At 54.2% G+C, this 12,970-nt stretch carries 11 protein-coding genes; 4 read left to right on the top strand and 7 right to left on the bottom strand.

Annotated features, from left to right (window positions below; translation table 11 throughout):
- The first annotated feature begins 156 nt into the window (after window positions 1–156).
- From ACFFJP_RS13805 to ACFFJP_RS13795, 3 genes are all read left to right on the top strand, one after another.
- A complete protein-coding gene (locus ACFFJP_RS13805; protein WP_377245053.1) occupies window positions 157–720 on the top strand; it encodes a nucleotidyltransferase family protein in 564 nt (187 codons plus the stop codon).
- Between the two features lie 66 nt (window positions 721–786).
- Window positions 787–1,221 (top strand): hypothetical protein, encoded by a 435-nt coding sequence (locus ACFFJP_RS13800; RefSeq protein ID WP_377245050.1) that lies wholly within the window; start codon window positions 787–789, stop codon window positions 1,219–1,221.
- Window positions 1,222–1,273: 52 nt separating this feature from the next.
- The gene (locus ACFFJP_RS13795) at window positions 1,274–2,314 is read left to right on the top strand and encodes a S41 family peptidase (RefSeq protein WP_377245046.1); all 1,041 of its coding nucleotides are present in this window, start codon (window positions 1,274–1,276) and stop codon (window positions 2,312–2,314) included.
- Between the two features lie 55 nt (window positions 2,315–2,369).
- Here the strand turns inward: ACFFJP_RS13795 and ACFFJP_RS13790 are convergent, their stop codons facing one another.
- From ACFFJP_RS13790 to ACFFJP_RS13760, 7 genes are all read right to left on the bottom strand, one after another.
- Window positions 2,370–3,038 carry a DUF799 domain-containing protein gene (locus tag ACFFJP_RS13790; protein WP_377245043.1) on the bottom strand — a complete coding sequence of 223 codons (669 nt, stop codon included), beginning with the start codon at window positions 3,036–3,038 and terminating at the stop codon, window positions 2,370–2,372.
- Window positions 3,035–3,373, bottom strand: coding sequence for a DUF4810 domain-containing protein (locus ACFFJP_RS13785; protein ID WP_377245040.1), 339 nt, complete (start codon window positions 3,371–3,373; stop codon window positions 3,035–3,037). Before ACFFJP_RS13785 ends, ACFFJP_RS13790 begins: the two co-directional genes overlap by 4 nt.
- A 59-nt stretch (window positions 3,374–3,432) precedes the next feature.
- Entirely contained in the window at window positions 3,433–4,104 is a 672-nt protein-coding gene (locus ACFFJP_RS13780; protein ID WP_377245037.1) for a CsgG/HfaB family protein, read from the bottom strand.
- 216 nt (window positions 4,105–4,320) lie between these two features.
- On the bottom strand, window positions 4,321–5,286 hold the full coding sequence (locus tag ACFFJP_RS13775; RefSeq protein ID WP_377245035.1) for a porin: 966 nt from the start codon (window positions 5,284–5,286) through the stop codon (window positions 4,321–4,323).
- Entirely contained in the window at window positions 5,279–6,589 is a 1,311-nt protein-coding gene (locus ACFFJP_RS13770) for a dicarboxylate/amino acid:cation symporter (protein ID WP_377245032.1), read from the bottom strand. The genes ACFFJP_RS13775 and ACFFJP_RS13770 overlap by 8 nt, the downstream gene beginning before the upstream one ends.
- Window positions 6,590–7,464: 875 nt before the next feature.
- Window positions 7,465–8,850, bottom strand: a complete 1,386-nt coding sequence (locus ACFFJP_RS13765) for a sigma-54-dependent transcriptional regulator (RefSeq protein ID WP_377245029.1) — start codon at window positions 8,848–8,850, stop codon at window positions 7,465–7,467.
- On the bottom strand, window positions 8,850–10,643 hold the full coding sequence (locus tag ACFFJP_RS13760) for a sensor histidine kinase (RefSeq protein WP_377245731.1): 1,794 nt from the start codon (window positions 10,641–10,643) through the stop codon (window positions 8,850–8,852). The genes ACFFJP_RS13765 and ACFFJP_RS13760 overlap by 1 nt, the downstream gene beginning before the upstream one ends.
- 203 nt (window positions 10,644–10,846) lie before the next feature.
- Here ACFFJP_RS13760 and ACFFJP_RS13755 point away from each other — a divergent pair, with 203 nt between their 5' ends.
- Complete coding sequence (locus ACFFJP_RS13755; RefSeq protein ID WP_377245026.1) at window positions 10,847–12,970, top strand: TonB-dependent siderophore receptor; 2,124 nt, start codon at window positions 10,847–10,849, stop codon at window positions 12,968–12,970.

Below are 12,970 nucleotides of genomic sequence, written 5' to 3'. Positions count from 1 at the left end.
GCGTCACACGCCGTACATGACGATTAAAAATGTCCGCAACTGGCCCAAAACCACAAACCAACGATTTGGTTTTTTCAGCGCAGCTGAAATAGTAAAGGTCGACCTCAGACCAGAGAACTGGCAAGCTTCACCACAACGAACAGCAAAAGGATCCATATGGACGAGTGGCAAACAAAGACCGCAGCGTTGCTGCAAGCGGATCCCTGGCGGATGGCTTGTCTTCGTGCCGTGCGGGCGCAGCAGTTACCGGACTGGTATCTGGCGGCCGGCTTTTTAAGAAACGCGATTTGGGATGCGGTGCATCAGTTGCCGCAAACGCCGCTGAATGACATTGATCTGGTATTTTTTGACCCGGCAGAACTGAGCACCGCGCGCGAAACGCAGCTGGAGCAACAGTTAGCAGCGCAATTTCGCGGCCAGTGTTTTGAAGTGCGCAATCAGGCGCGGATGCATCTCAAACATGGTCATTCGCCGTATCAGCACTGTGGCGACGGCGTCCGGCGCTGGGTGGAGCTGCCAACTTGCGTCGGCGTGCGGTTGTTGGACGACGACAGCCTGGCGTTTTTTGCCCCGTTTGGCCTCGCACTGAACTGGTCGCTGCAAGTGGCGATTAATCCGGATTTCCCACGGCCTGAGGTTTTTGCTGAGCGCGTCGCAGCGAAGCGCTGGTTGCAGCTGTGGCCGCAATTGCAGATCAACCTCGAGTCAAACAACTTTTAAGCCCTCTTGTAAACTGCAGTCGGGCCCCCCAAATCGACAATTCACCTTTTGCCAGATCAGTTGCGAATGACCCTTTCTCACAGCCCACCTTCTGACGACGCTCGTATAGCGGTCGGCTACCGCCGGCAATGGGTCGTGCTGCTTTGTGCATTGTCGCTGGTGTGGTTGCTGGCTTTTGTCGTTGGGTTGCCAAGCGTCGCTGCGTCGCCAGCGCCATCTGCTGTTGCGACTATGTGGCAAAGCGCACCTGATCAGGCGGAGCCCATGTTGCTGCAGGCGCAAAGCGAACGCAGCAGCCCGCAGTTATTTTTACATCCAAAACAACAACCGCTGTATGTGCTCATCGCTGAACCTGTGCTGCTGTTGCTGCGCCTGCTGGTATTGTTGCTGCCGGTGGTGCTGGTACTGGCCTGGTTTATCCGCGCTGGCCCCAGGCGTAGTTTTCGCCTTGGGCTTTGGCGTGATGCGAATCTCTGCTGTAAAAGTCAGCTCTATCACTGATTTTCTCTATTGCATTTGAAAACTTAAATTTTTCCAATCAATAGAGGTATTTATGTCAAATTTCAAACAAAAAACGTCGGTGAAAAGCCGCTGGCGTTTGCTGGTCCTGCTCGCCTTGTTGCTGATTATTCTGCTGCAAGCCATTGGTCTGCCGGCGGCCGCGCAAACGGCTGTTCCGGATAAGTCTGCTCCAGCGCAGCAAGAGCTCACTGCATTTGAGCGCAAAACCGCGCTGACGCAGCTGGCTAGCGTGTTAGCCCAGCATTATGTGTTGCCAGAGATGGCGGCGCAGCTGTCTGCTGCGCTGCTAAAAGCTGAAGCCGACGGTAGGTTTAACCATCTGCACAGCAAAGCCCAGTTAGTCGATGAGGTGGGGGATTGGCTGCGTGCCGTTGGCAAAGACGGTCATCTCGGGCTGGAACTGACCGAGCGCTATGGTGAAGTCACCTATATCCGCCACGAAAGCGATGAGAAACGCCGCAACAACTTTGCCTTTGAACAGCTCAGTATCCTGCCCGGCAATATTGGTTATCTGAAACTGAATAAGTTTGTCCAGGCCGACGAAGCGTTTGATGTGGCCACTCAGGCGCTGCAGTTTTTAAGTCGAAGCAGTGCACTGATCATCGATTTGCGCGAAAGTGCCGGTGGTTCGCCGGAATTGGTGCGTTTTCTGCTCAGCCATTTTGTACCGGCGGAAACCTTGTTATGGCAGCTGGAAGGCCGAAATACCGATCAACCCGAAGAAGTCAGGGCGAAAGTGTTACTGCAAAAACAGCTGCAAATGCCGTTGTATGTATTGCAATCCGCCAATCAGGCCAGTGCTGCTGAGTTTTTCAGTTACGCCTTACAGCAGCAGGGCCGCGCCACAGTCATTGGCGAAACCAGCGCAGGTCTTGCGCATTACACTGGCGCGATGGCGGTGACAGACTGGTTATTTGTGCGCATTCCTCTGGCGAGGCCGGTATTTCCAAAAAGTGGCGATAACTTTGAACAACGCGGCGTGATGCCGGATGTCAAAGTACCGGCAGCGCAGGCGCTGCAAAAAGCGTTACAGCTGGAGCAGCAAAGGCAGCACAACGTAGCGCAGTACTAACAAAAAGCCCTCGTCAAAACGGGGGCTTTTTCATCATTTACACGAATAAACCTGGTTATTTCACTGGTTTGTCTTTGCCATATTTCGGTGAGCGCGGGCCGTATAACAAACCATTGTGTGCTTCCGGCGATAACAACCGGTTTGACGCTATGGCCGCAATTTCAAAGCCGGTATCGAGCGCAGTTTCCATAATCTGCGTGACCGCGGCTTCGACTAACATGCCGACAATACCACCGCCGTTGCCATTGTTTTGCTCGCTGCTGGCGGCACTGGCTTTACCTTGCCAGAGAATTTCATTGGTTCTGCTGTCAGTTAACCGTGCTTTGACCACCACCACGGTATCGCTGGACAGCACGGCATACGAAGTGCCGTATTCTTCAATTTCGAGATACAACACCGCATCAGCGCCAAAGATGTCATTTAACTTTTTTGGCGAGACGGCGTGAATATCTTCGGCAACAGTCAGGCCATTGTTTTTAAAGGTTTCATCGACCAGCGCCACCGGAAACACATAATAACCGGCTTCCGCCAGCGGCACCGTAACGTTCGCCAGCACACCATAAGGCGCGATCACTTCAGTGGTATGGTTGGTCGGTGGCAATACCAGAATCGACTTTGGATTACTCTTTTTAAACGCGCTGTAATCCATCGGGCCTTGGGTCGAGGCACAGCCGGCCAACGTCGATAACAGTGCCAGCGTCACCAAGGGTTTGAGCATGCTCATGATTGACCTGCTTTGGCATTTTTCAGTAAAAAGTCGATGAATTTCGCCGACTCCGGGTAGAGCTGCTTTTCTTTTTGCAGATAGCCAAGACCGGTATCACGCTGGCCACTTTGCAGATACAGGTAACCGAGATGGGCATAAATGCCGGGGCCTACCTGTAACTTGTTGCGGTTACTATCGCGGATGGTTTTTTCCAACGCCTCGATTTGTTCAGTAACGGCCGCATCTTCATTTTTGAAGTGTTCATACACATTATCTTGGTAAGAACCGTAGTGATACAGCGGCTTTGTCGACTGGCAGCCTGCCAAGGTCGCGATGGTTATCGCGGCGATCAACAGAGTCTTAGACGCTCCTGTGATAGGCAACAGTTTGTGTGCGCCCATGCCGGAAAGTCTCACTGCGGTTGCCATTGATTGTTATTGATGCCGTTGACGAGGTTGTTGACCGCTTCACGTAAGGCCAGATCTAATACTTTGCCATTTAACGTCGCGTCATAACTGGCAGTACCGCCAAACCCAACCACTTCACGATTCGACAGACTGTACTCACCGGCACCCATCGCGGAGTAAACAACTGCTGAGGTTTCCACATCGACAATGTTTAACGCCACTTTGGCGTATGCGATTTGTTCTTTGCCTTTACCGAGCAGACCAAACAGTTGTTTGTCGCCGGTTTGTTTGCGGCCAAATTCGGTGACATCACCCGTCACCACATATTTCGCGCCGATCACATTTTGCTTGGCACCGGCAAACTGCGCTTCTTGCGACAGCTCGGCCATATTGGCGCGGTCCATCACGATAAAACGATTGGTTTGTTGTAAATGCGTCATCAGAATGGTTTTGGCTTGTGAGCCGAGCTGGTCGGTTTCGGCATTAAAAATGCCATTTTGGAAGTTAGAACGGTTTTGGAATTTACCAACCACCAGTTTGCTTTTTTGACCCTGATAAGACTGGTAGGCGGCGTTGACTTTTGGTGCTTCGATGGTGCGGGCAGATTCTGTAGCGGTACAACCGGCTAATACGATCAGCGGCAGTACCAGTGCGATTTTGTGCAAGGTCGGGTTCATGTAAATTTCCTTTATCGGTAAAAGTTGCAAAATGGTAACAGGATGACCGCAGTTAAGCATTGGAAATTTAAACCCGGGCTGAACGCCCGGCGTTTTTTTCGTGCCAGCCTGAAGAAAAACTCAGATTGCAAAAGCGGCGTCACAAAAGGGACGATTCACAAGAAGTGCAACCAGCAAAAAGCAGGCGCTGCAGGGTTGCCGCGCCTAGTAGATTTGTTAAAACACCCACTTGATACCAACAGCGGCGGCGCTGTCGTGCTGGGTTTCAAGCTTCAGTTGGGTGCCAATCAGATAAGCAGTCAGGTCTTTGCTGAGGCTGTAGTCGGCGCCAACTGACCAGCTATAGCCTTCTTCGCTATGGCGGGTGCGGCTGTGGTCCTGCATAAATTGCAGTTTGTAGGCGATGGTATCGCGTTTTAACTGCAGTTCTGCCAGCCAGGCATTGCCTTTTAGCGGTTTAGTCTGATGCTCACTATGCTGCCACATCAGGCCGCCGGACAAAGTGCCAAGCGTCGATTCATGTAGCAGGGCGTGCGCCAGCAGGCGGTCTGCACTGATGTTATTCAGTTCATTGGCGCGGGCATAAGCCAGATAATAAGGCGCTTGCTTAAAAGCGGCGTCACCGTAACTGAGGCTCCAGTCATAACCACCAGCCGTTTCGTCACTGGCACCGGTCTGATAGGTCGCGCTCCATTGCCATAACCCCAGTTTTGGGCTTTGATAACTGACGATGTTTTCCAGCCGGTCCTGACCAGGTGCCAGCTGCGCCATGTCGGCTAAGGTCTCGTTAAATAAGTCGATTTTGCCTTCGGACTTTTTAAACTTGCTATCGTTTTTGCCAAAAATCAGTTCGCCATAGCTGTTGCTGGCAAGACCGATGTAGGTATTGCGGCTGCCAAATCGATGGCCTTTATTGCTGTCGTCCAGACCATTGACCTGCCATTCGTAGACGGCAATTAGCTTCAAATCGTCAGTTAAAGCCTGATCAGCTTTGAATCCGAGCCGGCTGAACGGCGCTTCGATTTGCCAGCCTTCGTCGGCGTAACGCAGCAGATTGGCGTCGGCATAGAGCGCCTGTACGTCGAGTTTGCCGTAAAAATCCCAATTAAAATCATTCGCCTGAAGCGGTGACGCCACGCCTGCAACCAAGCCGGCAACAGTCAGCAATAGTGGTTTATGCATGTTGCGTCTCCGTGTTACTGATGGCCACTGGCGTGGCAGCTGGTCCCTGCGCCAACTCGCGGTTGAGGGTGTCAGTATTCAGTTCGCCACACCATTTGGCGACGACCAAAGTCGCGACGCCATTGCCAATCAGGTTAGTCAGAGCGCGGGCTTCTGACATAAAGCGGTCGATGCCAAGGATCAGGGCAATGCCGGCAACCGGCACTGAACCGACTGATGCCAGCGTCGCCGCAAGCACGATAAAACCGCTACCGGTCACACCGGCGGCGCCTTTTGACGTGACCAATAACACGGCCAGCAGCGTCAATTGTTGGGTTAAGTCCATCGGAGTGTCTGTGGCCTGGGCAATAAATACTGCCGCCATTGTCAGGTAAATCGCCGTGCCGTCCAAGTTAAATGAATAGCCAGTTGGGATCACCAAACCGACTGTCGACTTGGCTGCGCCCAGTTTTTCCAGTTTGGTCATCATCCGTGGCAGCACCGATTCGCTCGATGAAGTACCGAGCACAATCAGCAGTTCTTCGCGGATATAACGGATAAATTTAGTGATAGAAAAGCCGTGGTAGCGCGCAATAGCTCCCAACACGATAAAAATAAACAGCAGGCAAGTGGCATAGAACGTGGCCATCAGGCCGGCCAGCGACCACAACGTACCGATGCCGTATTTACCGATGGTAAAGGCCATGGCGCCAAAAGCACCAATAGGCGCAACTTTCATCAGCATATGCACGATAGCAAACAGCAGCTCAGAGCTTTTTTCGATATAAGTGAACAGGATGTTCTGCCGGCCGCCGAGACGCTGCAGCGCAAAACCAAACAGGATAGAGAAGAACAGTACCTGCAACATGTCACCGCGGGCAAAGGCGTCAAACACGCTGGTTGGAATGATATTCAGCAGGAAATCAGTGACTGTCTGCATCTGGCCGGGGGCTGTGTATTTACTGATCGATTGCTGATCGAGACTCGCCGGGTCGATGTGCATACCAACGCCTGGCTGCACCAGATTAATTACCACCAGACCAATCACCAGCGCCACAGTCGAGACAATCTCAAAGTACAGCAGGGCATAACCGCCGGTTTTACCAACCCGTTTCATATCTTCCATGCCGGCGATGCCTATCACCACAGTACAGAAGATGATGGGCGCGATAATCATCTTAATCAGTTTGATAAACCCGGTGCCGAGCGGCTGCATCGCCGTGCCGGTTTCCGGATAAAAGTGTCCGAGCGTGATACCGATGGTGATGGCGAGCAGCACCTGAAAGTAGAGGCTGGAAAACAGCCGGCCTGTTGCTTGTTTCATCTTGTTCTCTTTTTGGTTTACGGAGGATATCTCCCTGTCGTTTTGACTTAGGCAAAGGCTGGGCCAGAACTGGAACTGTGGAAATATCTTTATTTATTAATTGGTTATTTTTCTGATGGTGATGGTGGCGTCTGGTTTTGTGCGGATTTCCACACAGTCTGATCTAGCGGTTGTCACTTTTTCCGCCGGGGGCGCGGGGGGGGGGGCATTTTTGCCTTTTGCGGCTAGACCGCCTAGCAGAGATTTCACCTGACGGTGAGGTACTTGTTGCTGACGCAGGTTCTTTGCCCTGCGGGCGGCTGTTTCGCCCGATGGGCGAGTTACTTTTTATCGCGATAAAAAGTAACCAAAAAGCGCTCGCTCGGTTCCGCTCGAAAGCCTGTCTGAAAAGTCGCTGTCCAAGGCGAAAACGTAACTCGCACGGTTGGGCGTCACACGACTAGCATCGCCGTGCTCAGGCACCCATTCCGGTCGTCGCACGATTAAAACCTTGGCCAACGATTTCCAGCCGGCTCGCTCCAACGGGCAGCCTGCTCAGCATCAAAATTTGTTTTTAGTTCACTCGAGTCAAAAGCAGGAACATCTCAGAAGACCCATCACCCGTTGGAGCGAGCCGATGCAAATCAATAGTTTGAGGTTTTAAGCCAGGGGGTGTCTGAGCGGGCTGACGGTAGCAGCCCGCGAGTTACCCTGGCGCCTCAAGCTTTTGATTTTCATCGGGCTTTCGAGCGGAACCGGGTAGCGCATTTTCTTTGGTTCCTTTCTTTTGGCAAGACAAAAGAAAGGAACTCACCGTCAGGTGAAATCTTTGCTAGACGGTCTATCCGCAAGGATAAAAATGATTCAGCAAAAGCCAGCAGAGGCTAACACCGAAATTACTCCAAAAAATCCCTTCGGGTCAGCTGATACTTGGCCATTTTGTCGTACAGGGTTTTGCGGGCGAGGCCGAGTTCCTGCATCACGTCTTTGATGGAGCCGTGATACTGGTTCAGCGCTTCTTCAATCAGGCTTTTTTCGTAAGCTTCAACCCGCTGCTGCAGCGACATCAGGCTGCTGATGCCGTCGTTTGTTGTGTCGGTTTTACCAAAACATACGGCCGGGCCGAGCAGCACATAACGTTCGGCCATATTGCGCAGTTCACGCACGTTGCCGGGCCAATCGTGTTGCTGTAATTGCTGCACCTGTGCCGGTGTCAGTGGTTGATATTCTTTGTGAAAGCGGGCTGCTGCGACCAAAGCAAAATGGCTGAACAGCAACATCAGGTCGTCGCGTCGCTCGCGTAGTGGCGGCAGGCTGACTTCGACCAGACTTAAACGGTAATACAAATCGGCGCGAAAAGCTCCGCTGGCGGCCAGTTGTTTTAAGTCGGTTTTAGTGGCGGCAATAATGCGCAGGTCGAGCGCCACCGGCTGATTCGAGCCAAGCCGGGTGACGCGGCGCTCTTCCAGCACCCGCAGCAGTTTGACCTGCAGCGACAGCGGTGTACTTTCAATTTCATCGAGAAACAGCGTGCCGCCATTGGCGAATTCAAACTTGCCGGCGCGTTTTTTCTCCGCGCCGGTATAAGCCCCGGCATCGGTGCCAAACAGTTCGCTTTCAATCAATTGTTCCGGAATGGCGCCGCAGTTGATCGCGACAAAGTTATGCTCCCGCCTGTTGCTTTGTTCATGCAGATAACGCGCAACCAGCTCTTTGCCACAGCCGGTTTCGCCAAAAATCAGCACGTCGGCCGGCGCGTCCAGCACCGCATCCAGCACGCTGCGTAGCTGCACCATGGCCGGACTTTGCCCCAGAATCCGCATGCCCGGTTGCTGCGCGCGAGCGACTGAGGCTTTCAGCTGGCGGTTTTCCAGCACCAACGCGCGTTTTTCCAGCGCGCGCTGCGCCACTTCCAGCAAATGGGTGTTATCAAAGGGCTTTTCCAGAAAATCATAGGCGCCTTGCTGCAGCGCTTTGACCGCGAGCGACACGGCGCCGTAACCGGTCAGCACCACCACCGGAATTTCGGCATCGATGGCGTGAATAGCTTGCATCAATTCCAGCCCATGCATCGCCGGCATATGGATATCGGTAATGACGATTCCGGGAAAGTCCTGACCATAGCCTTCGGCGCTGAGTTGTTTTAGCAGCGCGCCTGGATTGGCAGTGCTGCTGCAGCGCAGCCTTTCAAGGCGGAACAGCTGCTCAACCACAGTGCGGATCTCGGCTTCATCATCGATAAACAGGATCTGTGGCATAGATTCAGTGACAGAGAGTGGCATCAGCAGGTTTCCATCGGTAATAGCGGTAAAGTGACGCAAAATTCAGCGCCGCCCTGCGGGTGATTGCGCACCTCCAGTTTACCGGCAAACGACTGGATGATGCGCTGCGAAATCGACAGACCAAGCCCCAGGCCGTCGCGTTGTTTGGTGGTGAAAAAGGCTTCAAAAATCCGTTCGAGGTGATGCGGCTCAATGCCGGGGCCCTGATCTTTTAACAGGATCTGGACCTGCGTTTCCTGTGTTCTGACCGCCACAGCCAGCGCCGCATCAGTTTGTTGCTGCATCGCCTGCAGCGCATTGGTCAGTAAGTTAACCAACACCTGTTCCAGCTGGATTGGGTCGCCCAGTACCTGCGGCGGCGCTTCCGGTAACTGCAGCCGCACTTTAACACCCTGGCGCTGGCACTGATGGTGCACCAGACCGACTGCATCCAGCACCAGTTTGTTGATATCCACCGGCTGGTTTTTGCCGGCGCTTTTGCGGCTGAAATCTTTAAACTGCGCGACGATATTACTGAGCCTCGCGATCAGCTGTTGCATCGCCTGCAGGTTTTGCTGTGCTTCGCTGTACATGGCTTTATCAAGCATTTTGGCGGTGGTCTGGCTGTAGCTCGACAGCGCAGTCAGCGGCTGATTCAGCTCATGATTCAATGACGCAGACAAACTGCCAATGGTGGCGAGTTTGGCAGCCTGCACCAGTTCCTGTTCGGTTTGCGCCAGCGCGGTCTCGGTTTGTTCACGCTGGCGGATCTGCGCCACCAGTTGTTGATTACTGGCGGCCAGATCGGCGGTGCGGGCGATGACGCGTTGCTCCAGCTGACGGGCATGTTGTTCCAGCTGCGCCGCCCGTTTTTGCCGCTCGCGCTGCAGGCGCCAACCCAATAACAAAATCACAAACAGCAAGGTCGTCAGCAGCAAAGCGGTGCTCAGTTGCTGATAGGCGTCTGTGGCGGGCGTCAGCACCGTTAGCTGCCAGCCAAATTCTGTCAGGTCCTGCGACTGCGCGAGGAAATTACGTTGATCGCCGGCCAGTGGCATCCGCCACAGCTGCTGCCACGGCGTCAGCAAGGCGCGGCGCTGGCTCTGTTGCAGCGCGGTGATGTTTTTCGTCAGATAACGTTGTTGTTCGGTGGCGCTTAGCGGCTGACTATCAAGCTTGGTCAAACGCCAGGCCGGCACGTCGGACAGGAAAATCTCCTGGCTCTGGCCGGTGACTATAAAATGGCTGCCGGCCAGACCGGCGATTTGTTGTTGCTGTAGTTCCAGTGGCTCTAAATCCACTTTGACCACCAGCACGGCCAGCACCGGACTGTCCGCCACTGCGCCATCCTGCAGCATCGGCGCACTGTAATAGACGCCGCGCATGCCGCTGGTATGACCGAGCGCATAATAAAACCCTTGCTGGCGCTGCAGCGCAGCCTGCACATAAGGCCGAAAGCCAAAATCACGGCCGACATAAGAAGCCGCATCGGCACTATTGCTGCTGGCCAGCACAATCCCGGCGGTACTGACCAGATACAGATCGGCGACGCCGGCGCTTTGCTGCAGCTCCGCCAGATAACGGTTCAGCGCCGGGATATCCTGCTGCGCTAACCATTGTTGCAACAGCGGGCTGCGGCTCAACTGGGCGGGTAGATTGGCATGGCGACCAATGCTATGCCGCAGAAATGCCGCCAGGTTATTGCTCTGGCCGGCGGCTTCGGCACGCAAATCCTGATAAATCCAGTGCTGACAGGCTGATGCTGTCAATAACAGCAACAGCAGGTAACACAGCAGCAGTGCCGGGCGGGGCATTCTGAGCACATTAAGTTCCTGAAATCAGCGTGAGGCCAACAGTGTAAGGGCAAGCGACGCACGCGGCAATTGCTGCTCTCGCGGATCCTCGGCGCCAATCAACAGTGTTTTCCGGCGGCTGAACCGAAATGACCGGCACAGGGCTTCCCGTGACTGAATGCTTTAAGTTAATATGTGATAACATCACATTACCTGAGGCTGTTATGTCATTTTCTGCGCGCCGCTCTGCTGCTAAGGCAATTCCCCACCGATTATTTCCGCTGTCTGTTCTGGCTTTACTCTGCGCTGCACCGGCTGGTGCCGAAGAGCCTCAAAGTCTGGAACATATTGAAGTGCGTCACCACCAAAGCTATCGCGGCCAGGTGCCGGTGGAGAAACTGCCGCAGGCGGTGTCTGTGCTTGGCCAGGATGATTTCGCCCAGTGGTCACTGAGCCGCTTTCAGGACGTGCTGGATTTATCCAGCGGCATCGCGCGGCAGAACAATGGTGGCGGTCTGTGGGACAGTTTCTCGCTGCGTGGTTTTCCCGGCAACGAAAACATGCCGTCTGGTTACCTCATCAACGGCTTTAACGGCGGGCGCGGTTTTAGTGGTCACCGCGACGTGTCGAATATCGAGATGGTCGAAATTTTAAAAGGGCCGGGTTCGGCCTTGTATGGTCGCTCTGAGCCCGGCGGCACTATCAACATCATCACGCGCAAACCGAATCAGACCAATGGTGGTTATCTCAAAGCCAGCGCCGCGACTGAGCAGCAATACCGGTTAGAGGGTGACTACAACTATGTGCACAGTGACAGCCTGATGCTGCGCGTCAATGGCGCTGTGCAGGACTACGGCAGTTTCCGCGATGAAGTCACCAGTGAAAAGCAGGTGCTGACGCCTTCGGTGTTGTGGCAGGTCGATGCGGATAGTTCCGTGCTATACGAAGTTGAAGTACTGCGGCAGGACCAGCTGTTTGACCGCGGTATCGTGGTGCTGAATAACAACTTCAATACCGTGCCGCACAGCCGCTATTTAGGCGAACCGGGTGACAAACCAACTGAAATTGAAGCGACTGGTCATCAGCTGAGCTACGAACGCGACTTAGGCAACAGCTGGCACCTGAACCTGGGCGCCGGTTATCGCGATTCCAGTTTGCAGGGTTTTTCTTCCGATGCAGAGCTGGCACGGGCGCGCCAGGGCGTGTCTGATGACGGAAAAACGCTGACGCGCCAACGCCGTTACCGCGATTATCATTCTGAAGACAGCACTGCCCGACTGGAACTGAGTGGCAGTCCGCAGATCCTCGGCATGACGCATCAGTTGTTGCTCGGTTCTGACGCCTACGATTATGAACTGTACACGCTGCTGGGCCGGTATCGTGGCCCGAAAGGCAGCTATGCCATCAATATTCAGGCGCCACAATATGGGGTGGCTAAACCCGGCACTATCGCCACTTTGTATGAAAACGTCGAATCGCAGCAAGCGGTCGGGGTTTACCTGCAGGACCTGATCCAGCTTGATCCGCAGTGGCAGTTGTTGCTTGGTGTGCGTTACGACAGCTACCAGCAACGCATTGAAGAACTAGTGAAAAAGACCGTCGCCCGCACCGAAGACCAGCAGATCAGCCCGCGTTTTGGCCTGAATTATTTGCTGAACGACCAGATCACCTTCTACGCCAACTACGCCGAGGGCTTCCTGCCACTGTCGGGCACTGATTACGCCGGTAAGGCGTTCGAGCCTGAACTGAGCGAATCGGTGGAATTTGGCATGAAGCTGGCGCTGGTCTCCTGGCAGGCGACGCTGTCGGTGTTTGATGCGGAAAAATCCAACATTCTGGTGTCCGATCCGGTCAACGTTGGCTTTTCGGCCACGCTGGGCGCTGCGCAAAGCCGCGGCGCAGAGCTGGAGCTGGCGGGGCCACTGGCGGCCAACACCGATCTGTCGGTGTCTTATACCTGGCTTGACAGCGAAACTCTGAAAGACAGTATCAACATTGACTGGGGTGTGCTCATTCCCAAGGGCAGTGCTCTGGTGAACGTGCCACGCCATACGTTGAGTGCACAGCTGCGGCACAATCTGCAGCTGGCGGGTTATGACAGTGAGATCGGTGTGCGTCTGCGTTATCAGAGCAAACGATTAGGCGATGCCGTCACGCCTGCTTATGTGCTGCCATCGCACACGCTGTGGAGCCTGTTTGCCACCACGCGGCTGACGCCACAATGGCAGGCGGAAGCGGTTGTCGAAAACCTGCTGGATAAAGCCTGGATCCAGAGCTCATATTCAGCGATCTGGACTTATCCGGGTGAACCACGCTCGCTGCGCCTGAGCCTGCGCTACGAGTTCTGA

Origin of the sequence: Rheinheimera tilapiae, from assembly GCF_042432165.1 — a bacterium.
In the GTDB taxonomy this organism is placed as follows: domain Bacteria; phylum Pseudomonadota; class Gammaproteobacteria; order Enterobacterales; family Alteromonadaceae; genus Pararheinheimera; species Pararheinheimera tilapiae.
This window is presented reverse-complemented; position numbering and strand designations above follow the sequence as displayed.

What these genes read in the sequence shown, in the direction of transcription:
- ACFFJP_RS13755 (WP_377245026.1), top strand. Translation starts at nt 10,847, where the DNA reads ATGTCATTTTCTGCGCGCCGCTCTGCTGCTAAGGCAATTCCCCACCGA.
- ACFFJP_RS13800 (WP_377245050.1), top strand. Translation starts at nt 787, where the DNA reads ATGACCCTTTCTCACAGCCCACCTTCTGACGACGCTCGTATAGCGGTC.
- ACFFJP_RS13770 (WP_377245032.1), bottom strand. Translation starts at nt 6,589, where the DNA reads ATGAAACAAGCAACAGGCCGGCTGTTTTCCAGCCTCTACTTTCAGGTG.
- ACFFJP_RS13765 (WP_377245029.1), bottom strand. Translation starts at nt 8,850, where the DNA reads ATGCCACTCTCTGTCACTGAATCTATGCCACAGATCCTGTTTATCGAT.
- ACFFJP_RS13790 (WP_377245043.1), bottom strand. Translation starts at nt 3,038, where the DNA reads ATGAGCATGCTCAAACCCTTGGTGACGCTGGCACTGTTATCGACGTTG.
- ACFFJP_RS13795 (WP_377245046.1), top strand. Translation starts at nt 1,274, where the DNA reads ATGTCAAATTTCAAACAAAAAACGTCGGTGAAAAGCCGCTGGCGTTTG.
- ACFFJP_RS13780 (WP_377245037.1), bottom strand. Translation starts at nt 4,104, where the DNA reads ATGAACCCGACCTTGCACAAAATCGCACTGGTACTGCCGCTGATCGTA.
- ACFFJP_RS13775 (WP_377245035.1), bottom strand. Translation starts at nt 5,286, where the DNA reads ATGCATAAACCACTATTGCTGACTGTTGCCGGCTTGGTTGCAGGCGTG.
- ACFFJP_RS13805 (WP_377245053.1), top strand. Translation starts at nt 157, where the DNA reads ATGGACGAGTGGCAAACAAAGACCGCAGCGTTGCTGCAAGCGGATCCC.
- ACFFJP_RS13760 (WP_377245731.1), bottom strand. Translation starts at nt 10,643, where the DNA reads ATGCCCCGCCCGGCACTGCTGCTGTGTTACCTGCTGTTGCTGTTATTG.